This window comes from Nonomuraea zeae (assembly GCF_005889725.1).
Classification (GTDB): domain Bacteria; phylum Actinomycetota; class Actinomycetes; order Streptosporangiales; family Streptosporangiaceae; genus Nonomuraea; species Nonomuraea zeae.
Genome location: NZ_VCKX01000217.1, coordinates 1 through 21745 on the forward strand (window position 1 = coordinate 1; position 21745 = coordinate 21745).

The 21745-nt window shown below is 71.2% G+C and carries 17 protein-coding genes; 10 read left to right on the forward strand and 7 right to left on the reverse strand.

All coding sequences use genetic code 11. From position 1 onward, the window contains the following. The first annotated feature begins 1022 nt into the window (after positions 1-1022). A complete protein-coding gene (locus ETD85_RS44320) occupies positions 1023-1616 on the forward strand; it encodes a TetR/AcrR family transcriptional regulator (protein WP_138695852.1) in 594 nt (197 codons plus the stop codon). Then, complete coding sequence (locus ETD85_RS66245; protein WP_138695853.1) at positions 1613-2707, forward strand: alpha/beta fold hydrolase; 1095 nt, start codon at positions 1613-1615, stop codon at positions 2705-2707. The genes ETD85_RS44320 and ETD85_RS66245 overlap by 4 nt, the downstream gene beginning before the upstream one ends. 117 nt (positions 2708-2824) lie before the next feature. Here the strand turns inward: ETD85_RS66245 and ETD85_RS44330 are convergent, their stop codons facing one another. From ETD85_RS44330 to ETD85_RS44350, 5 genes are all read right to left on the reverse strand, one after another. Then, positions 2825-3421: a PepSY domain-containing protein gene (locus tag ETD85_RS44330; RefSeq protein WP_138695854.1), complete on the reverse strand. Its 597-nt coding sequence runs from the start codon at positions 3419-3421 to the stop codon at positions 2825-2827. A 51-nt stretch (positions 3422-3472) separates the two neighbouring features. Next, positions 3473-5581: an excinuclease ABC subunit UvrB gene (gene uvrB, locus ETD85_RS44335; RefSeq protein WP_138695855.1), complete on the reverse strand. Its 2109-nt coding sequence runs from the start codon at positions 5579-5581 to the stop codon at positions 3473-3475. Between the two features lie 35 nt (positions 5582-5616). Continuing rightward, positions 5617-5850: a helix-turn-helix transcriptional regulator gene (locus tag ETD85_RS44340; protein WP_138695866.1), complete on the reverse strand. Its 234-nt coding sequence runs from the start codon at positions 5848-5850 to the stop codon at positions 5617-5619. Between the two features lie 14 nt (positions 5851-5864). Continuing rightward, on the reverse strand, positions 5865-6719 hold the full coding sequence (locus tag ETD85_RS44345; protein ID WP_138695856.1) for an ABC transporter permease: 855 nt from the start codon (positions 6717-6719) through the stop codon (positions 5865-5867). A gap of 112 nt (positions 6720-6831) precedes the next feature. After that, positions 6832-7746, reverse strand: a complete 915-nt coding sequence (locus ETD85_RS44350) for an ABC transporter ATP-binding protein (RefSeq protein ID WP_138695857.1) — start codon at positions 7744-7746, stop codon at positions 6832-6834. Between the two features lie 140 nt (positions 7747-7886). On the opposite strand from ETD85_RS44350, the gene ETD85_RS44355 reads away from it, so the two are divergent. The 7 genes from ETD85_RS44355 (at position 7887) to ETD85_RS44385 (ending at position 14612) form a co-directional block, all read left to right on the forward strand. Further along, positions 7887-9524, forward strand: a complete 1638-nt coding sequence (locus ETD85_RS44355; protein WP_138695858.1) for an SPFH domain-containing protein — start codon at positions 7887-7889, stop codon at positions 9522-9524. Then, positions 9521-10774, forward strand: coding sequence for an SPFH domain-containing protein (locus ETD85_RS44360; RefSeq protein WP_138695859.1), 1254 nt, complete (start codon positions 9521-9523; stop codon positions 10772-10774). The genes ETD85_RS44355 and ETD85_RS44360 overlap by 4 nt, the downstream gene beginning before the upstream one ends. Before the next feature lie 9 nt (positions 10775-10783). Next, positions 10784-11557, forward strand: a complete 774-nt coding sequence (locus ETD85_RS44365) for a sporulation protein (RefSeq protein ID WP_138695860.1) — start codon at positions 10784-10786, stop codon at positions 11555-11557. A gap of 196 nt (positions 11558-11753) precedes the next feature. Next, positions 11754-12806: a hypothetical protein gene (locus ETD85_RS44370; protein WP_240779831.1), complete on the forward strand. Its 1053-nt coding sequence runs from the start codon at positions 11754-11756 to the stop codon at positions 12804-12806. Positions 12807-12815: 9 nt separating this feature from the next. Then, positions 12816-13433, forward strand: coding sequence for a hypothetical protein (locus ETD85_RS44375; RefSeq protein WP_138695861.1), 618 nt, complete (start codon positions 12816-12818; stop codon positions 13431-13433). 10 nt (positions 13434-13443) lie between these two features. Further along, complete coding sequence (locus ETD85_RS44380) at positions 13444-14244, forward strand: inositol monophosphatase family protein (protein ID WP_138695862.1); 801 nt, start codon at positions 13444-13446, stop codon at positions 14242-14244. A 107-nt stretch (positions 14245-14351) separates the two neighbouring features. Continuing rightward, complete coding sequence (locus tag ETD85_RS44385; protein WP_138695863.1) at positions 14352-14612, forward strand: hypothetical protein; 261 nt, start codon at positions 14352-14354, stop codon at positions 14610-14612. A gap of 46 nt (positions 14613-14658) precedes the next feature. Here the strand turns inward: ETD85_RS44385 and ETD85_RS44390 are convergent, their stop codons facing one another. Then, positions 14659-15831 (reverse strand): ArsB/NhaD family transporter, encoded by a 1173-nt coding sequence (locus tag ETD85_RS44390; protein ID WP_138695864.1) that lies wholly within the window; start codon positions 15829-15831, stop codon positions 14659-14661. Positions 15832-15890: 59 nt separating this feature from the next. Between ETD85_RS44390 and ETD85_RS44395 the strand changes: the two genes are divergently transcribed. Beyond that, on the forward strand, positions 15891-21461 hold the full coding sequence (locus tag ETD85_RS44395; protein ID WP_138695865.1) for a WD40 domain-containing protein: 5571 nt from the start codon (positions 15891-15893) through the stop codon (positions 21459-21461). Here ETD85_RS44395 and ETD85_RS63710 read toward each other — a convergent pair. Continuing rightward, on the reverse strand, positions 21450-21745 hold a 296-nt coding region (locus ETD85_RS63710; RefSeq protein ID WP_476739304.1), incomplete at its 5' end, for a TetR/AcrR family transcriptional regulator. The two genes, ETD85_RS44395 and ETD85_RS63710, sit on opposite strands and share 12 nt — an antisense overlap.

Genomic DNA, 21745 nt, shown 5'->3' on the forward strand with positions numbered 1-21745 from the left:
ACCCACCCCAGGCATGAGACCAGACCGGCCCTCCAGCCGACGCCCCTTGGGACCGATCAGCCCACCACTCGATGTTCTGTGGGACCGATCAGCCCGCCGATCGACGCCCAGGCGCCCGACCGGCCCTCCAGCCGACGCCCATCCGGCTGACTGGCCCTCCAACTGACGCCCACCCGGCCGATCCGCCCACCGCTCAGGCACCCATCGGGTCGACCGGCCGCCGCTTGCGCACCGATGCAGCCGATCGGCCCGCCAGGCCACCAACGTGGGCGACCGGCTCGCCGCTCAGTGGCCATGCCGCCGATCGGCCTAGCGCTCTGCACCCGCCCGGCCGACCGACCCGCCGCTCGACGCCCATACGGTCGATTGGCCCACCACCCGGCGACCGGCGCGGCTGATCGGCCCACCAGTCCGCACCCGCGCCGTCGATCCGCTTGCCACTCGCTGGCCAAGCCGCCGATCGGCTTACCGCCCAGGGTGACTGATCGGCCCACCGCTCTGGCTGCCCACCCGACGGCCACCGCTCGGCCCCCATACGGTGGAGTGGCCCACCACCCGGCGGCCGATGCGGCTGATCGGCCCGCCACCCAGGACCGATGCGGCTGATCGGCCCACCAGTCCCCGCCCACACGGTCGATCGATCCACCACTCGACGGCCGTGCCGCTGACCGGCCCGCTGACCGCCCCGTCGGTCCGCACCCGCGCGCTTGATCCGCTTGCCACTCAGTTGCCAGGCCGCTGATCGACCCTCCGGCCGGCGCCCAGGCGGTCGATCGGCACCACCACTCGGGTGCCGATGTGGTCGAGCGGCCCGGTCGTCGGCGCGTTTCCAGTGAACCGCCGGGTCCGCCCCCTCCCCCGCTTGCGCGGCCGGTGATCTAGCGAACGAATGCCTTGGCAGCGATCAGGGCGATCCGCTCGGACCCGCACCCTTCGACCTATTGTGCAATCCTAGGGGTCCTAGGTATAACCTTGTCTCGTTAGATAAAGTCGAATAGCTCTAGGAGAAAGCTGGTGCGCACATGGCGCGGGCCGGTTTGACGGCGGATCGGGTGACGCTCGCGGGTGCCGAGCTGGCGGACCAGGTCGGGCTCGACCACGTGACCATGTCGGCGGTGGCGCGACGGCTCGGGGTCAAGGACGCGAGCCTGTACGTGCACGTACGCGGCCTGGAGGACCTGCGCGGCCGGATCGCGCTGCTGGCGGCGGACGAGAAGACCATCCGCATCGCCGAGGCCACCGCCGGGCGAGCCGGAAAGGACGCACTGGTGGCGTTCGCGAACGCCTACCGCACCTACGCCCACGACCACCCGGGCCGCTACACCGCCACGCAGATCCCGATCCAGATCGATCCCGAGCTCCTGGCCCGGGCCACCGGGCCGCAGCGCGCGGTGGACCTGACCTACGGCATGCTGCGCGCCTACGCGCTCGACGAGCCCGACCTGACCGACGCGGTCCGGCTCATCCGCAGCACGCTGCACGGCTTCATCAGCCTTGAGGCCGCAGGAGGGTTCGCGCACGCGCGTACGCCGGAAGCCTCCTGGGTCCGCTGCCTCGACGCCCTGCACACCCTCCTGGAACGCTGGCCCGCTCCTCAGGAAAGTGATCCGACATGACCGACCCGACCATCAGCCACCTGCGCGTGGACGGCGCCACCCTGCACTACGAGGTGCGCGGCAGGGGCCCGCTCCTCCTGCTGATCCCCGGCGGCACGGGCGGCGCGGCGTCCTTCGACGGCGTCGCCGACGGCCTGGCCGCCGACTACACGGTCGCGACCTACGACCCGCGCGGCCTGTCCCGCAGCCCGCTGGACGACCCGGAGGCCCGGCAGCGGGTCGAGCAGCACGCAGACGACGCGTTCCGGCTGCTGGAGCTGCTGTCCCCGGACGCGCCCGCCCGCGTGGCCGGGTGCAGTTCGGGGGCGATCGTCGCGCTGCACCTGCTCGCCACCCATCCTGAGCGGATCGAACGCGTCGTGGCGCACGAGCCGCCGGTGGTGGAGGTGCTGCCGGACGCCGCCGTGCACCGCGCGCTGCTCGCCCGCGTCCAGGACACGTTCCGCCGGGACGGGCTGATGCCCGCAGCGGCCGAGTTCGCGGCCGGCCTCAGGCGGCCAGACGCCGCTCCCGCGGAGCCCCCGGCGTCCACCGAACTACGGCCCCAAGCGCCCGCCCAAACCGAGCAACCACCGCAAACGGCCGTCCAAGCCGAGCAACCGTCCCAGGCCCCCGCCCAAGCCGACCCACCGTCCCAGGTGCCGACACAAGCCGAGCAACCACCGCAGGCGCCCGCCCAAGCCGAGCAGCCAGCTCAAGTGCCCGTCTCGGCTGAGCAGCCAGCTCAAGTGCCCGTCTCGGCTGAGCAGCCAACTCAAGTGCCCGTGCAAGCTGAGCTGTCACCGCAGGCGGCCGCCAGAGTTGAGCGGACGATGGCGGACATGCCCTACTTCCTCGGGCGTATCGTGCCGAGCTTCATGGCCTACGTTCCAGACCAGGATCGGCTGAAGGCTCTCTCGGATCGGCTCGTGCTCGCAGGTGGCACGGACTCGCGCGGCGAGCTGCCCTACCGCCCCGCCGCCTTCCTGGCCGAACGGTTCGGCACGGAGCTCGTTCACTTCCCCGGCGGGCACACCGGCCTCAGCACGCACCCCACCGAGTTCGGCGAGCTGCTCCGCAAAGTGCTCAGCGACCAGTTCGCGGAGCCCTGAGCGACCCGGCCCCCGATCAAGAGCGGCCTGTTCCCGGGGTCGGCTCGCCGCCGCCACCGGGGTCGGCTCGCCGCATCGGCCCGCGCGCGTCCCCCCGTGCGGCGCGGAAAACCCCGGTCAGCTCGTGGAGCTGCTGCTGGTGACCGTTCCGGTGACCGCGTCCACCGTCACCTCGTGCTTGGTCCCGTCCGGCGTGATCACGTCCGACTCCCAGACGGTACGGCCCTGCTCCCCGTCCAGGTTCAGCTCCGTGATGCGTCCCTCCGGGACGGTGGCCATGATCTTGTCGGCGGCCTGCGCGTAGTCGAGCTTGGCCGCGCTGACCCGGGCCCGGTGCTCGGCCTTGTCCGCCGCGTCCTCGTCCTCGGCCGTCGGGCCGTTGACGACCTTGCCGGCCGCCACGTCCATCTGGTGCTCGGTCCCGTCCTGGCCGACGACCTGCACCTCCCAGAGCCTGCCGTTCTCCTCGGTCTCGATCGAGATGAGCGTGGAGTTGGGCACCGCCCCCAGCGCGGCCTGCGCGGCGGCGCGCAGGTCGCCCGCCTCCGCCGGGGCGCCCGGGGAGCCGGTGGGCGTGGCGGGCGGTGAGGCGGTCGGGCTCGCCGGGGTCGGCGAGCCCTCGACGGCGAGCCGTTCGACCTGTCTGATGACGGTGCCGCAGCCTGCGGCGAGCACCGTCATGCCCGCTATGGCGCCAATGATCGTCTTTTTCATACCAGGAACGTTTCCCGCCTGGGGCGGAAACCATTCCCGCAGGTCAGAGGGCTATTCGACCCCGGCTTCGCGCATGTCGCGCAGCTCCCGCTTGAGCTCCTTGATCTCGTCGCGCAGCCGCGCCGCCACCTCGAACTGCAGATCGGCCGCCGACTGGTGCATCTGCTCCGTGAGCGACTCGATCAACGACTCCATCTGCGCCCTGGGCATCTCGCCCGCGATGGCCTTGGCGTGCTGGCCGGCCTGCCGCGCCGCGAACCCGGGCACCGGCGCCTTGCCGCGCGACTGCTGCCGCCCGCCGCCCAGGAGCCGGTCGGTGTCGGCGTCCTCGCGCTGGAGCGAGTCGAGGATGTCGGCGATCTTCTTGCGCAGCGGCTGGGGGTCGATGCCGTTGGCCTCGTTGTAGGCGATCTGCTTGGCCCGCCGCCGGTTGGTCTCGTCGATCGCCCGCTCCATCGACGGGGTGATCTTGTCGGCGTACATGTGGACCTCGCCCGAGACGTTACGGGCGGCGCGCCCGATGGTCTGGATCAGCGAGGTCTCCGAGCGCAGGAAGCCTTCCTTGTCGGCGTCGAGAATCGCCACCAGCGACACCTCGGGCAGGTCGAGGCCCTCGCGCAGCAGGTTGATGCCGACGAGCACGTCGAACTCGCCGATGCGCAGCTCGCGCAGCAGCTCGATCCGGCGCAGGGTGTCGACCTCGCTGTGCAGGTAGCGCACGCGGATGCCGAGCTCCAGGAGGTAGTCGGTGAGGTCTTCCGACATCTTCTTGGTCAGCGTGGTGACCAGGACGCGCTCGTCGCGCTCGGCGCGCTCGCGGATCTCGTGGACCAGGTCGTCGATCTGCCCCTTGGTGGGCTTGACGACGATCTCGGGGTCGACCAGGCCGGTCGGGCGGATGACCTGCTCGACGACCTCGCCCTTGGCTCGCCCCAGCTCGTAGGGGCCGGGCGTGGCCGAGAGGTAGACGGTCTGGCCGATGCGCTCCAGGAACTCCTCCCACTTCAGCGGCCGGTTGTCGAGCGCCGACGGCAGCCGGAAGCCGTGGTCGACCAGCGTGCGCTTGCGGGAGGCGTCGCCTTCGTACATGGCGCCGATCTGCGGCACGGTCTGGTGGGACTCGTCGAGCACCAGCAGGAAGTCCTCGGGGAAGTAGTCGAGCAGCGTGTTGGGCGCGCTGCCCGCCTCGCGCCCGTCCATGTGGCGCGAGTAGTTTTCGATGCCCGAGCAGGTGCCGATCTGCCGCATCATCTCGATGTCGTACGTGGTGCGCATCCGCAGCCGCTGCGCCTCCAGCAGCTTGCCCTGCCGCTCCAGCTCCGACAGCCGCTCGGCCAGCTCCGCCTCGATCCCGGCCACGGCGGCGGCCATGCGCTGCTCGCCCGCGACGTAGTGGGAGGCGGGGAAGATGTAGAGCTCGTCGTCCTCGGTGATGACCTCGCCGGTCAGCGGGTGCATGGTCGCGAGCTTCTCGATCTCGTCGCCGAACATCTCGATGCGCACGGCCAGCTCTTCGTACTTCGGGATGATCTCGATCGTGTCGCCGCGCACCCGGAACGTGCCCCGGGTGAAGGCCAGGTCGTTGCGGGTGTACTGCATGTCGACCAGGCGGCGCAGGAGCTGGTCGCGGTCGACGTCCATGCCGACGCGCAGCCTCGCCATGCGGTCGACGTATTCCTGCGGCGTGCCCAGGCCGTAGATGCAGGACACCGAGGCGACCACGATGGTGTCACGGCGGGTGAGCAGCGAGTTGGTGGCCGAGTGGCGCAGCCGCTCGACCTCGTCGTTGATCGAGGAGTCCTTCTCGATGTACGTGTCGCTCTGCGGGACGTACGCCTCAGGCTGGTAGTAATCGTAATAAGAGACGAAATATTCGACCGCGTTGTTGGGCAGCATCTCCCGCAGCTCGTTGGCGAACTGGGCCGCGAGCGTCTTGTTGGGCTGCATGACCAGCGTCGGCCGCTGCAGCCGCTCGATGAGCCACGCGATCGTGGCCGTCTTGCCGGTGCCGGTGGCGCCCAGCAGGACGTTGTCCTTTTCTCCGGCCTTGACGCGGCGCTCCAGCTCGGCGATGGCCGTCGGCTGGTCGCCGGAAGGAGTCATCTCGGTGACGACCTCGAAGGGCGCCACCTTCCGCTGCAAATCTGTGACCGGTCGCATGGTGCCACTGTAGGCGGCCCGACCGACAGAAACCGTCAGGCCGTGCGCTCCCCTATCCGGGGGAACGGGCTGGTGGAGAACACGACCTCGACCGGCACCTCGAAATAGTCGGCGATCCGCAGCGCCAGGTAGAGGCTGGGGCTGTATTCGCCGCGTTCCAGATAGCCGATGGTCTGATAATGCACCCCCAGGGCGTCGGAGAGTTGCCGGCGGGTCACGTTCCGCTCTGCGCGCAGGAGCGCGATGCGGTTGTAGACGGTCTCGCTCATCACCGCGTATCTTCTCAGCTGATCCGCTGCATGGCCCGGTCCCTGCGTTCCTGCATCAGCGAGCCGGCCTCGCGCCTGGCCATCCTGCGCAGGATCGGCGGCGCCAGGAGCAGGCCCGCCGCCGTCCAGGCCAGCAGCACCAGCACGGTCTCCACCGGCCGCCACGAGCCGCCGATCTCCAGGGCGGCAGCCGAGTCGGGCAGGAACGCCGAGCGCATGCCGAGCCCCAGCCAGTACAACGGGAAAACCTGCCCGACCACCTGCAGCCAGCCGGCGAGGGCGGAGAACGGGTAGAAGATGCCCGAGATCGCGATGAGCCCGCCGATGGTGAGCATCGAGAACCCGGCCGCCGTCGTGGGGCTGTTGGCCAGCGAGCCGATGACCGCGCCGAGCGGCAGCGTCGCCAGCAGCGCGAGCGCCAGGATGCCGATCATGATGACCCACCCGCCGGGCCCGCCCCTGGTCAGCTCGGGCACCAGGAACAACCCGGGCACGAGCACGATGACCAGGCTGCCCGCCGCCTGGGCGGCCAGCAGCACGATGCGGCCGACGAGATAGCCGATCATGCCCTGCGGGAGCGCCTTGGCCCGCAGCAGGGTGCCGTCCTCCCGCTCGACCGAGATCAGGCCGACCGCGCCGATCAGCCCGTTGAAGGCGGCCAGCATGCCGAGCATGCTGGGCAGCGTGACGCTGGCCAGCGAGATCGTGGTGCCGGGGACGGTCGCGTCGCGCTGGAAGTACAGCACCACCACGAGGGCCACGCTGGAGAAGATGGTGAAGCCGAGGTCCTGCGGGTTGAGCAGGCTGTGCTTGAACTCGATCCACCCTCTGGCCAGGCCGAGCCGGGCGGCGTGCAACGCGGGGTTCATGGCTCGGACCTCCTGGCGGCGTGCGGCTCTGGCTTCACGCCTCGTGCCTCATGACGGGGGTGCGGCTCGGGCTTCACGCCTCGTGCCTCATGACGGGGGTGCGGCTCGGGCTTCATGCCTCGTGCCTCCTGACGATCTCCATGTAGGTGTCCTCCAGGGTCGCCCTGCGCACCTCCAGGTCGGCGATCTGCGTGCCGTGCTGCGCGAACAGCTCGCGGACGAAGCCCGTGGCGTCCTGGGTGGCGTGCACGAACTGCTCGCCGCCCCTGCTCCAGCGCACCTGCGCGTCACGGGAGACCTCGCGGGACAGCCGGTCGGCGCTGCCGTCGGCGACGATCCGGCCGCCGGCCAGGATGAGGATCCGGTCGGCCAGCTTCTCCGCCTCGTCCAGGTCGTGCGTGGTGAGCAGGATGGTGGTGTCGTCCAGGTCGGACAGCCGGTGCACGAGGTCGTGGAAGTCCCGCCGGGCCTGCGGGTCGAACCCGGCGGTCGGCTCGTCCAGGAAGAGCACCACGGGCCGGCCCACGATGCCGATGGCGACGTCGAGGCGGCGGCGCTGCCCGCCGGACAGGCGGTTGATCCGGGCCTCGGCGTGCTCGGTCAGCCCGACCGCCGCGATCAGCTCGTCGGCGTCGAACGGCGCCCGGCCCGGGTCCGCGTACGGCTCGTAGTAGCGGCCCAGGTGGTGCAGCAGCTGCCGCACCCGCCAGCGGCCGTGGTCGCGCCAGGACTGCAGCACCACGCCGAGCCTGGCCCGCCAGCGCTCGTCGCCGCGCGAGGGCACGGTCCCCAGCACCCGTACGGTCCCCGAGGAGGGCACCCGGAAGCCCTCCAGGATCTCGATCGTCGTGGTCTTGCCCGCGCCGTTCGGACCGAGCAGGGCGATCACCTCACCGGGGGCGACGGTGAAGCCGACGCCACGCAACACGTCCTTCTGCCCGTACGCCATCCGCAGGCCCTCGACCTCGATGGCGGCGGCCGTCTCCCCCAGGTCGACGCCGCCTGCGGGCTTGCTTGCCACTTCCATCGACCCTCCAAGTAGTAGGTCTACTACATCAATAGCACACCTGCTACAGGAGGCAATAGATATGTGACACCACATTGCAAGCGAATAGTAAGTCTCACCCGATACGGTCGGAATCGCCTGTAGCGGAAAAGGAAGGTTCCATGTCACGACCCAGAGAGGCACTGATCCAGGCAGGTCAGGGCATAGCCCAAGCGGTGGCGCAAGGGGGTGACGTACGGCAGGCGATGGGACAGGCCATGGGGCAGGTCGCCGACCAGGCGGGCCAACTGGTGGGCCAGGGCCCCGGCGGCTTCGCGCTGAACCCGCACGACTTCGCCGCGGCCCGCGACGGCGGCGTGTCCGTGGGCACCCTGATCGAGGCCAGGACCGCGTCGCTAAACGAGGCCGGGGAGATCATCAACCGCAGCTTCGCCGAGAACGGCATGCACGTCATCTCGCCGGTGGTGATCCCCAAGGGGAGCACGGCGAAGGTGGTGGTGCCACTGGGCATCCTCGTGGTGCTCGGCCTCATCGGCGCGCTCGGCGGCGTCATTCCCAACACGGAGCTGTTCTTCGGCCCCCACTACTGGGTCGTGCTGGTCCTGGCGGCCGCGTTCCTGTGGTGGCGGCGCAGCGTGGTGATGGTGCCCGAGGGCTGCAAGGCGCTGATCACCAAGTTCGGCAAGCTGGTGCAGATCGCGGACCCGGGCCGGGTGACGCTGCTCAACCCGTGGAAGCGGGTCAGCTACATCGTCAACACCACCCGCGAATACCCGTTCAACGCGCCGATCAGCGAGGCCCCCACCCAGCAGGGCGTCAAGGCGAGCGTGGACCTGTTCCTGCAGTTCAGGATCGAGAACCCGGCGGAGTTCATCTTCGTGCTCGGCTCGGTCAGCGGCTTCCAGTCCAAGCTCCAGAACGCCATCAGCGAGGTCACCCGCTCGCTCATCTACGCCCAGCGCGCCGAGGACATCTACGACCTGGTGGGCGAGAGCACGGTGGGCATGCTGGACAGCCTCAACCAGCAGTTCCTGCCCGCCGTACGGCTCACCGACGTGAACATCACGCACGCCGAGCCGTCCAGCCAGGAATACCGCATGGACCTGGCCGCCCCCGAGATGGTCAGGGTCGCCAAGGAGGCCTACACCTACGAGTACGAGCTCCAGCTTCGCAAGGAGCAGAACGAGGGTGACCTGGTCAAGGAGCTGGCCGGGCTGCAGGAGACGCTGAGCGCCATCCAGGCGGAGATCGCCGGCTACCAGGCCCGCATGGACACCGCGCTCGAACGCGCCACCCACCAGGCCACCGCGCAGGCCAGGCAGCGCCTGGTCGAGGCCGAGTCCACGGCCAACGCCAACTCCGCGCTGCTGGAGGCGCAGGCGCTGGACATCAGGGCGCTGTCGGCCGCCGAGGCTCCCGAGATCCTCGACTACCGCTTCCAGCAGGACCTGCTGGCCAAGCTGGAGTCGGTCGCCACGAGGCTGCCGCAGGTGGTGCAGGTGGGCGACCAGACCGACATCGACTTCCTCGCGCTGGCGCAGCAGCTCGTCGGCGGGAAGGGCGCGGTGCTGTTCTCGCCGGAGGACATGGCCGCCATCCGCTCCAGGCTCGACGAGATCGGGGCGCGGGTGCAGGACCGTTCGGAAGAGATCACCGCACTGCTCGCGAAGGCCGCCGCCGACGTGGGCGGGCCCCAGGAGCCGCCGGCTCCCGACCCCGAGCTGGATCGGACCGTCGAACGCCTGCTCCCGGGCGGGAAGCATCATGTACAGGGTGAGGAGCCGGTGAGCGACCGATGAGCAGGGAATTCTCCAAGATCAAGGAGTCGCTGGCCTCCTGGAGCGACATCCGTCAGCTCCTTCGCGGCGGCGAGCAGGGTCAGCTCGTGCCCGTCGTGATCCCCAAGGACCGGCGCGGGTTCGCGTGGATGGCGCTGGTGTTCCTGGCGCTCTACTTCGCGGGCATGGCGGCGCTGACCGACCTCACCGTCACCGCCGCACTGGTCGCGCTGTTCTTCCTGGTCGCGGCCATGATCACGATGTGGCGCAAGGCCATCATCGAGATCGAGGAAGGCACCACCGGCGTACGCAGCCGCTGGGGCGCCATCACCGGCACGCTCCCGCCCGGACGCCACTACCTCTGGCTGCCGTGGGACCGGGTGGACGCGGTCGTCGACACTTCCACCGAGATCCCGTACTCGGCGCCGATCGTGGCCTGCCCCACCGCCGAGAACGTGCCGCTGAAGTCGATCGAGTTCTTCCTGAAGTTCCGCATCGTGGACCCCGTCGCGTTCGTCCGCACGATCGGCGCGGGCAACTTCGACCTGGTGCTCTCCAGCGCGGTGCAGGACGCGATCAGGCAGCGCAGCCGCCGGGTCAACACCGAGCGGGCCTACGACCTGCGCGGCTCCGACGTCGGCGACATGCAGGAGGCGCTCAACCGCCAGCTCGGCCGGTACGGCGTGCGCATCACGGGCGCCAACATCCCCGACGTGCAGCTCCCCGACCAGTACCAGCAGCACCTGGCCACCAGGGAGAAGGTCGCCAAGGAGCTGTCGGCCTACGAGCGCGAGTGGGAGCTGACCCGCAAGCGCCGCATCGACACCCTGCTGATGGAGATCGAGCGCTCCAAGAAGACCCGTGACGCCCGGGTCGTCGAGGTCAAGGCAGCGCACAACACCGCTCGCAAGAACGTCGCGCGCATGCTGGAGGAGCAGGAGACCGAGGCGCAGCGGGTGACGTGGGAGATCGAGGCGCGGGGCAGGGCCGACCTGACCTCGGCCGAGAACGAGGCCAAGGCGCTGCGCCGGCTGGCCGAGTCGTACCGGGACAACCGGGCCGTGCTGCAGTACGAGCTGGCCCGCAGGCGCCTCGACGTGGGTGCCAAACTGGCGGAGAACGCGCCCCAGCCGCTGATTGTACGAACCCAGCAGGGGCAGTCGGACTCCGCTCTCTCCACCCTCCTCCTGGCCCAGTTGCTCCCCCGCATCTCGGGTACAGGGAACGGCCCGATGACAGGGACAGTCAACGGCCACACACCTTCCGCATAGGAGAACCCCATGGTGTTCCGCAAGCTGATGGCCGCGTTCGGCGCGGGCGTCGAGGTAGACACGGTGTTGACCAACACGGGCGTGCGCCCGGGCGAGCTGTTGCGCGGCGTCGTCCACTTCCGTGGCGGCAACTCCGACTACAAGGTCGAGGGCATCTACATCGACCTGACCGCGGTGGTAGAGGTCGAGCAAGGCGACAACGAGTACAAGACGACCTACAGCTTCCTGCGCCAGCAGGTCGCGGGCACGTTCCATCTGGCCGCGGGCGCGCAGCACCAGCAGCAGTTCGAGATCGCCATCCCGTGGGAGACCCCGATCAGCGCGATCGCCGGGCACCCGCTGCACGGGATGCGGCTGGGCGTGCAGACGGAGCTGGCGCTCGCGGGCGCGCTCGACAAGGGCGACCTGGACCCGCTGTTCGTCAGCCCGCTGCCGGTCCAGGAGCACGTCATCGGCGCGCTCGACCGGCTGGGCTTCGGCTTCAAGAAGGCCGACCTGGAACGCGGCACCCTCTACGGGTCGACCATGCCGTTCTTCCAGGAGATCGAGTACTACGCGGGCGGCCAGTGGCGGCGCTACTTCAACGAGTTGGAGCTGACGTTCATCGCCGGGCCGCGGCAGATGGACGTCATCCTGGAGGCCGACAAGCGCGGCGGCTTCCTGACCTCCAGCCACGACGCCTACAACCGCTTCACCGTCCGCTACGACGACCCGCCGCACGCCGCCGACCAGGCGCTGCAGCGGGGCCTGGAGCAGATGGCCCGCCATCGCGGGTGGTTCTAGCCGGGACGTTCTCCCGCCGGCGGGGCGCGCGGGAGAACGCTCCGGGTCATCACATATCCCCAGGCACCGGACCGGAAGCAATATTTACCGCCATCTTCCGCTACTAGATCGCTCCTTTCCGTGTGCTGGCAGTCGCTTGGCGCGGTCGTTACCATGACCTCGGGAACTGACTGATCGTCGGACGGCGGGGCGAGCGATGACACGGTTCATGGCGGCGGTGAAGCGGGTCGCGCCATGGGCGGCCCAGAATGCCGACGGGGCCATCGCCCTGGTGCTCGCGATCGTGATCGGCGTCGTCGGCGTCCTGCCCGACGAGGTCGTCCCGACCGCGGTGCAGACCCAGCTCGTCAACGCCGCCACGCTGGTGATCATGGCGCTGGTGGCCACCGCCCTGCTGCGCGACCGCGCGCGCCAGGCCCCGGTCGAGGAGACGATCACCTCGGGGGCGCTGGCCGAGCTGCCCGCCCGCCTGGCCCGCCTGGAGGAGATCGAGTCCCTGGTCGGCGGCACCCGCAAGGCGCTCGACGCCCTCCAGCTCGTCAGAGTGCTGGCCAGCAAGCAGGAGATCGCCCAGGCCCACGCCGAGGCCCGCAGCGGCACGACCCGGTGGAGCTTCAAGGGCGGCACGGGCACCTACCTGCGCGCGGTCACCCTGCCCGAGTGCGTCGCGGCGGCCCGCAGGGTCAAGCGCCACCTCACGGTCAGGGTCGAGGTCATCGACCCGTCCAACGCCGACGTGTGCGAGACCTACGCCCACTATCGCCGCTCGCTGTCCGACGTCCCCGACGGCACCGGCGAGACGTGGACGACCGACCGGGCCAGGAAGGAGTCGTACGCGACGATCCTGGCCGCCTTCTGGCACCGCCAGCGCTACGGCCTGCTCGACATCGGGGTGGGCCTGTCCTCGACGATGACCACGTTCCGCTGGGACCTGTCGGCCACCCGCCTGATCATGACGGTCGAAGACCCCAACATGGCGATGACCGCGCTGGCCGACACCTTCTTCTACGAAAACTGCGACACCGAGCTGCGGCTCAGCTTCGAGCAGGCGCGGCAGGTGCCGCTGGAGATGTACAAGAAGGTCCCGCTGAGCGACGAGCCGACCATCGAGGAGGTCCAGGACCTGTTCGAGCGCATCGGGGTGCCCCTGCCCAAGGCCTACGACGGCCGCGACGTCGTCGACATCGCCCGCAAGGCGTTGCGCGCGATGGACCCCTACGGCGAGCCGCGCCTGCGGGACGGAACGTAGGCGCCGGTCATGAGCTATCGAGGGGTTTACGAGCGGGTACGCGAGGGCGAGGCCAGGAAGTGGGCCCTGGAGGCGCTCGCGGGCACCGGCGTGAGCGCGGTGCGCCACCCGCTCGGATTCGTCTGCCTGCCGCTGGAGCGTGACGGCGGCGAGGGGGTATGCCTCCACCTGTGGTCCGACTCGCTCGCGCACGCCGAGAGCACCACCTCACAGATCCACTGCCACAGCTGGGACCTGGTCAGCCACGTGCTCTACGGCCAGGTCCGCAACGTGCACGCGGTGGTCACCGACGCGCGCTCCGATGCCACGCACCGCGTGTTCGAGGTGGTCAGCGGCGCCGACGGCGACCGCATCGCGCCCACTCCGCGCACGGTGCGGCACGCCACGGGCCTGGTGGAGCTGTTCGGCCCCGGCGACACCTACACGCTGCCGGCCGGCCGCTTCCACAGCAGCGTCGTCCCCGAGGGCGGCGAGGCGGCCACGATCGCGCTCGGCCGGGGCCGCACCGGCAGCAGGGACCTGTCGCTCGGCCCGCTCGGCGCGGGCCCGCACCACGTGTCCAGGCAGCCGCTGGACGTCCGCGAGACCGCTCTGGCCGTACGACTGATCACCGCGCACCTGACCTGAGGGGTACCCGATGGACCTGGACCACGCTCGCACGGTCGCCGTCGAAGCCGCAGAGGCCGCCGGAGCGCTGCTCCTGGAGGGCATGCGCGGCACGGTCGGCATCAGGGCCAAGGGCGTGGCCGGCGACGTGGTGACCGATCTCGACCTGGCCTCGGAGAAGCTGCTGCTGGAGCGCATCCTGACGGCCTTCCCCTCCCACTCGGTGATCGCCGAGGAGTCGGGGCTGGTCGGGGCGGCCGGCGGGCGGTGGACCTGGCTGGTCGACCCGCTCGACGGCACCAACAACGTGGCGATCGGCCTGCCCGCCTACGTGGTTGGCGTGGCCCTGTGCCACGACGGGCGTCCCGTGCTCGGCGTCGTGCACGAGCCGGTCTCCGCCCAGACCTGGTCGGCCATCCGGGGGCGCGGCGCGGTCACGTCCTCGGGGGTGCGCCTGGCGCCCTCCTACTCGTCGAGCCCGCACGGCCCGGTGCTGGCCTGGACCCAGGGCTACGGCGTGCGCAGGGACGACGCGACCCTGCGCGGGCTGCGGGCGACGCTGGAGCTCAACGCGCGGCGGCTGCTGCAGCTGTGGGCGCCGCTGCTGTCGTGGGCGATGCTGGCGCGCGGCGACATCGACGGCATCGTCGGCTACCGCGCCGAGGCGGTCGACCTGCCCGCGGGCGCGCTGCTCGCCAGGGAGGCCGGGATCGAGATCAGGACGCTGGACGGCGGGCCCTTCGAGGCGTGCATCGACGGCTCCCCCGAGGACCGCAGCTTCGTCGCCGCCCATCCCCGCGCGCTGCCCGGGCTCCTCTCCCTCCTCCACTGAGGAAAAGTCCACAGATTTTGTGTGTCCTTCGTCGATGAGTTCCGTCGCCGATCGAGGTCTATTTAGAGGGTGCCGGCGAACGGCACGCATGGGGAGAGGAGCTCGACATGATGACCACGACCGAGCTGGCGCAGGTGCTGTTCACGACCGCACTCCAGCCGTCCGACCGGCTCTCGGCGTTCCAGATCCGCGACGCGGTGGTCGAGCGGCTGTGCTCGTGCGGCGGCGACCCGTCCTGGTGCGCCGCGTACGTGGCGCAGGAGGCGGGCGACCACCCCGAGACGTACGTGGCCCGGATGCGCTGGGCTCTGGACGCGGTCGCCGGCGCCTACGACAGTGCTTACGACGGCTCCCTGGCCGCCGCCTGAGCCCACGGCCGGCGGCCGGCGGTCAGGGCGAGGGCGGCCGGGGCGCTCAGCTGAGCTCGACCAGCGCCCACACCGTGGCGACCAGCCCGACGACGGCCAGGCCCGTGCCGGTGAGCAGGAAGCGGCGCATCGGCACCGCGACGTCGTGACGCCGGCACGACTCGAACCACAGCAGCGTGGCCAGCGAGGCCCACGGGGTGATGACGGGGCCCACGTTGGTGCCGGCCAGCAGCGCCAGCAGGCGATTCTGGTCAGAGGCCGGGATGACGGTCTCGACGGCCTGGTAGGCGGGCAAATTGTTGATCACGTTGGACAGCCCGGCCCCGACGGCGGCCGTACGGTAGGGGTCGCCGTCCGCGCCGATCATCCAGATCATCAGATCGGACAGGCCGTGCCTGCTGAGCGTGGGCACCACCAGGAACAGGCCCGTCACGAAGACGACCAGCTGCCACGGGATCAGGCTCCAGCTCAGGCGGTCGCGGGCACGCAGCAGGAAGGCGGCCACGACGATCACGGCGGCGGCCGTGGCGGCCACCGCGACGTGCGTCTTGAGCAGCAGCAGGGCGATGAACAGCAGGCAGGACGCCGCCGCGGCGCCGAACAGCACCCGGTCGGCGACCGGCTCCAGCACCGGCGGCGTGTAGCGCAGGTCGCGCCGCTCGCCGCGGCGCCAGAAGAACACCCACAGGAACGCCATCGTCACCGCGATCGAGGCGACCTGCGGGGCCCACATGCGCGCGGCGAACTCCTGGGCGTCCAGGCCGATCTTCTCCATCCCGAGGAGGTTGGTGAGGTTGGAGACCGGCAGCAGCAGGCTCGCGGTGTTGGCCAGCCAGATCGTGGTCATCGCCAGGGGGAGGGCGGCGATGCGCGCCTTGGGGGCGAGGGCGAGCATGACGGGCGTGAGGAGGACCGCGGTGGTGTCCAGATTCAGAAATATCGTGATAAAAGACGCGAAAGCTGTACAAAGAAAGAACAGGGCGACGTAGTTGCCACGCCCGAAGACCGCCATCCGCGCCGCGATGGCGTCGAAGACCTGAGCCTCCTTGGTCAGCTCGGCCGTCACGATGATCGCCACCAGGAAGATCAGCAGCGGGCCTATGTCGTCCAGGCTGGCCACTGCCGCGTCCCATGGCAGCAGCCCGGTCGCCACGAACACCAGACCGAGAACCAGCAGCCCGATCCTGATCAGGTCGAGCACGCCAAGACGCCGCCACACCCGTCGATGATCGCACACAGGCTCCCGCAACACCGATTCCGCGGGGGATACTGAGCGACATGGCACGTGACGGCAGGCCGACCGAGATCTTCGTCAGCTACTCCCCGGCCGACACGGCGTGGGCGACCTGGATCGCCTGGGAGCTTGAGGCGGCGGGCTACAAGACCATGATCCAGGCCTGGGACTTCGTGCCGGGCACCAACTTCATCGACTTCATGGACCGCGGCGTCAGCGAGGCCCAGCTGGTCGTGGCGGTCCTCTCGCGCAACTACCTGACCTCCCGCTACGGCCGGATGGAGTGGCAGGCCGCGATGCGCGCCGATCCGGACGACCCCTCCAACAAGCTCGTCACGATCAGGCTGGAGGACGTCCAGCTGGAGGGCCTGCTGTCCACGATCACCTGGGTGGACCTGCTGGGCGTCACCGATCCGGGCCAGGCCAGGGCGCTGCTGCTGGGCCGGGTCAGGGAGGCGATGGCGGGCCGGGCCAAGCCGGAGTCGGCCCCGGCCTTCCCCGACGGCTCCAGCGGGCCGGCGCCCGTGCCGACCCTGCCTCCGCCCGGCGAGCGGGCGAGCGCCCGCCGCGCGCCGGTCGCGGCGCCGAAGTTCCCGCCCGCGCAGAGCGCCCACCGAGCGCGCGAGTCGATCAGCGTGCTGCACATCGGCGGCCCCCGGTTCGGCCGGGCGCTGCCCGATCCCGGCGATCCCTTCACGCCCGAGGACATGCAGGCGCGGATCTGGGCGGATCTGACCGCCATGTACGACCGGGGCATGCCACGCCCCGACCTCATGATCGTCAGCGGCGACCTGACGGAGTCGGGCAGCCTTGGACAGTTCGGGCAGGCCACCCGGTTCGTGACCGATCTGCGGCTGCTGATCGGGCTGGAGCCGCACCGCCTCGTGCTGCTGCCCGGGCCGCGCGACGTCACCAAGGCCGCCGCCTCCGCCTATTTCATGACCTGCGAGGCCGACGACGTCAGCCCGCAGCCCCCCTACTGGCCCAAGTGGCGGCATTTCGCCGGGCTGTTCAGGGAGGTGTACCAGGGGCTGGACGACCGGGTGTTCGACGGGGGGCAGCCGTGGACGCTGTTCGAGGTGCCCGACCTGAAGCTGGTCGTGGCGGGCCTCAACTCCACCATGGCGATGAGCCATCTCGAACGGGACGCGTACGCGCTGCTCGGCGAGGGGCAGGCGGCGTGGTTCGCCGAGCGGCTGCGGCCGTACGAGGAGAGCGCGTGGCTGCGGCTGGGCGCGATCGGGCATCCGCCGGGCGAGCTGAGGGACGCCCCGACGTTCGACCGGCTGCTCGCCCACCGGCTCGACCTGCTCTTCCACGGGGGCTCGGTCGGGAACGCCGAGGGCCGGATCGCCGCGCCGCGCTCCGGGCGGCACCAGGTCGTCGAGATCACCCCTGACGCGCTGCGCGTCTGGCGGCCGGACGCGGGCGATCCCGAGCGGATCCCGTACCGGAGGAAGGCGGCGCGGGCCACGTTCACCGGCGACACCCCGGACGTCCCGCCGCCCGCCGCCAAGCCGGAGGAGCGCGCGCCCAGCCCGCTGGAGCTGCTGCTCGACCGCGTCGCCGAGGTCTGCGAGGCCAGGCACGAGCGCGCCAGGATCCGCAGGTTCCCCGCCCACCTGGTGGTCACCCACCCGGAGGACGGGTTCGTCCGCCAGACGATGATCGGCGCGCATGTGGGCGAGCTGGGCGAGGAGGACGCCGCCGGGTTCGTCCGCCAGGCGCACGCGGCCGGGCTGTCCGCGGAGCTGGTCTACCAGGGCCCGCCCGCGCCCCGGGCCGTCCGCGACGACCTGATGCGCAAGGGGGTGCGGCTGCGCAGCTTCACCGAGTTCCAGGGGCTGCTCGACCTGACCGGCTACGTCAGCGAGCAGACCGCCAGGCTGACCACCGACCGCCGCTACCCGCCCGGCCTGTACGTCCCCCAGCGCTACCGCGAGCTCGACCGCCCGGCGAACCTGGTCAAGCAGGGGCTCACCGACGAGCTGCTGCGCCTGCTGGCCGCCGACCACGGCAGGTTCCTGCTGGTGCTGGGCGACTTCGGCCACGGCAAGACGTTCGCGCTGCGCGAGCTGGCCCGGCGCATCCCGGCCGAGCTGCCGCACCTGACGCCGATCCTGATCGAGCTGCGCGCCCTGGACAAGGCCCACTCGGTGGACGCCCTCGTCGCGGCGCACCTGGCCAACCACGGCGAGGAGTTCATCGATCTCAAGGCGTTCCGCTACCTGCTGCGGCAGGGCCGGATCGTGCTGCTGTTCGACGGGTTCGACGAGCTGGTGACCCGGCTGACCTACGACCGGGCGGCCGACCACCTGGCCACGCTGCTGGCGGCGGCCGAGGACAAGGCGAAGATCGTGGTGGCCAGCCGCACCCAGCACTTCAAGTCGCACAGCCAGGTGCTGACCTCGCTCGGCGAGATGGTCGGGGTGCTGCCGCAGCGGCGGGTGTTCAGCGTCGAGGACTTCACGCCCGACCAGATCCGCTCCTACCTGTCCAACAGGTTCGAGGACGGCGACGAGGCCACGGCCCGCATGTCGCTGATGGGCGAGATCAAGGACCTGCTCGCACTGGCCCAGAACCCGCGCATGCTCAGCTTCATCGCCGACCTCGACACCGACCGGCTGCGTACGGTGGCCGGCGCGCGCCACACGCTCAGCCCGGCCCTGCTCTACGAGGAGATCCTCAGCTCCTGGCTGGCCTTCGAGGAGCGGCGCGCCAGGATGCCCGGCTCGGCCGCCCCGCTCAGCACCGATGAGCTGTGGCAGGCGGTGACGGCGCTCGCGCTGCGGCTGTGGGACTCCGGGGAGTCGCTGCTGGGCGTCGAGGAGCTGACCGAGATCGGCGAGACCCTGACCGACCTGGCCAGCGGGCAGCTCTCGGCCGCGCACGCGGCGCACGCGATGGGCTCGGGCAGCCTGCTGGTGCGCACCGACGAGGGGATGTTCGGGTTCATCCACGCCTCGGTGATGGAGTGGCTCATCGCCCGCCGCATCGCCGCGACGCTCGCCAACCCGGTCCTGCTGTCGCGCAGGCCGCTGTCGGCGCTGAGCGTGGAGTTCCTGTGCGACCTGGCCGACGTCCGCGCCCTGCGCGCATGGGTGGCCGACCCGCCCGGCGACGACGTCTCCAGGGCGAACGCGGTCAAGATCGCGGCCAGGCTGCGCACCCCCTCACACGCCGACCTGCGCGGGGCCAATCTCAAGGGCGAGGACCTGTCGGCCAGGGACCTGCGCGAGGTCGATCTCACCGACGCGGACCTGTCCGAGACGACCCTGGCGGGCACGAACCTGTCCAGGGCGATCCTGCGCGGGGCCAAGCTCGTCGGCGCGCGGCTGGACAAGGCCGACCTGACCGGGGCGGACCTCAGCGGGGCCGACCTTTCCGGGGCACGGCTGGCCGAGGTGGACATGAGCGACGTGTCCGCCGAAGGGGCCCGCTGGCACCGGGCCTCGCTGATCAACGTCACCGGCACGCTGCCGCCGCCGCACGGTGCCGCGGTCGTGCCGGGGCACCCGGTCGAGGTGGAGTTCGGGCCGGCCGGGATCGGCGTCCCGTACGGCTACCACTTCAAGACCAGCCGCCTGCCCGAGCCCATCGCCTACGGCCCCGACGGCGCCACTATCGCGATCGGCAACGAGGACGGCGGCGTGCTGCTCTGCGTCGGCGGCGCGCCCGTACGCACCCTCCAGGGGCATCGGGGCCGCGTCTACGCCGTCACCTTCGCCGGCGACCTGCTGGCCACCGGCGCCAGCGACGGAACGGTCCGGCTGTGGGACGCCCTCACCGGCGAGCGCCTGCACGCGCTGACCGGGCACGCGGACGGCGTCTGGCCGGTACGCCTCAGCCCCTCGGGCGACCTGGTGGCCGCGGGGGGCGGCGACGGCGTCGTACGCGTCTGGGAGACGGCCACCGGCCGCCTGTCCGCCGAGCTGAGCGGGCACCAGGCGCCGATCTACACCGCGTCGTTCGGCCGCTCGGCGCTGGTGACCGGCGACTCGGCCGGCGTGGTCCGCGTCTGGGACCTGGCCACCGGCCAGGTGCGCGAGCAGCTCGACGACCACCGCGGCAGCGTCTACCGGGCGGTGCACAGCCCCGACGGCCGCCTGCTGGCCACCGGCGACGAGGCGGGCACCGTGCGGCTGTGGGACACCGGGACGTGGCGGCTGCTGCACACGCTCAACGGGCACGCGGGCAGCGTCTACTGCGTGGCGTTCTCGCCCGACGGCTCGCTGCTGGCCAGCGGCGACACGGCCGGCAGCGTACGCCTGTGGGACGCCGCCGGCGAGGCTCTCGGCGTGCACACCACGCACGCGGCGGCCGTCTACCAGGTGACGTTCAGCCCCGACGGCCAGATCCTGGCCAGCGGCGACTCGGGCGGCGTGGTCCGCCTGCAGCGGCTGGGCGGCGGCCAGCGCGTCGAGCTGACCGGGCACCGCAGCTCGGTCTGGCCGTTCGCGTTCCGCCCCGACGGCCAGCAGCTCGCCACCAGCAGCAACGACGGCACCGTGCGGCTGTGGGACCCCGGCTCCGGCAAGTGCCAGCGGGTGCTGCGCGGGCACGGGCGGCGGATCTCCTCCGTCCGCTTCAGCGCCGACGGCTCGATGCTGGCGACCAGCGGAAACGACGGCATCGTCCGCGTCTGGGAGCCGCGTACGGGACGGCGGCTGCGGGAGTTCACCGGCGCGGCCGACCGGCTGATCTCGGCCCTGTTCTCCCCTGCAGGGCCAGTGCTCGCGACCGCCAGCAACGACGGCGGCGTGCACTTCTGGAACGCCGCCACCGGCGACTACGAGCGCGAGCTGTCCGCCGAGACCGACCACGTCTGGGCGGAGGCGTTCAGCCCCGACGGCGCCATCCTGGCCACGGCCAACGACGACGACAGCGTCCGGCTCTGGTACCGGCCGACCGGGCGGCTGGCGGGCAACCTGATGGACCACCACGGGCGGGTGCGCTCGATCGCGTTCAGCCCCGACGGGAACTACGTGGCCACGGGCTGCGACGACAGGCTCGTCCGCCTGTGGCACGCGGCCTCGGGCGGCCGGGTGGCGACCCTCGAAGGGCACACCGACCGCGTCTACTCCGTGGCCTTCTCCCCCTCCGGCCGCTACCTCGCCAGCGCCGGCAACGACGGCAAGGCCATGATGTGGGAGCTGCGGCCGGGCCAGCCCTGGCAGCCGCGGCTGGTGCACACGCTGGGGCCGCACGAGGGGCGGCTGTGGAGCGTGGCGTTCAACGCCTCGGGCGACAGCCTGGCCACCGGGGGCGACGACCTGATGGTGCGGGTCTGGGACACCGCGACCGGGCGGCTGAGGCACGCGCTGGCCGGGCACTCCCGGCGGGTGTGGTCGGTCGCCTTCAGCCCGGTCTCGGACCTGCTGGCGAGCGCCGGTGACGATGGCATGGTGATCCTCTGGGCGGGCGGTGAGCGGCGCATGACGCTGCTCGGGCTGCCCGAGGGGTGGGCGGCGCTCTCCCCCGACGGCCGGTACAAAGTGCATGGGGAGCCTGGCGGGCAGTTCTGGCACGTCATCGGGATGTCGCGGTTCGAGCTGGGCGAGCTCGACCCCTACCTGCCGGGGGTGCGGCAGGTGCCGCTCGACTCACCCTTCTGAGGAGCCCGGCCCGGAGGCACGCGCGCCCGGCTCGCCCGATGCGGAGGCGTGCGCGCCCGGCTCGCCCGGCCCGGAGGCGGGCCACTCCGGCTCGCCGTGCTCTGGCGGGCCCTCCTGCGAGGTGCCTGACATCGGGCGGCCCAGCAGGCCGGTGGCGACGGTCGCCACGTGGGGGGCCAGGTCGGCGGCGTCGGCCTGGGCCAGCGCCGGGGTGGCGACGACCGAGCGCAGGATGCCGATGCCGACGAGCCAGGCGCTGAGCAGCTCGGCCCGCAGCTCCGCAT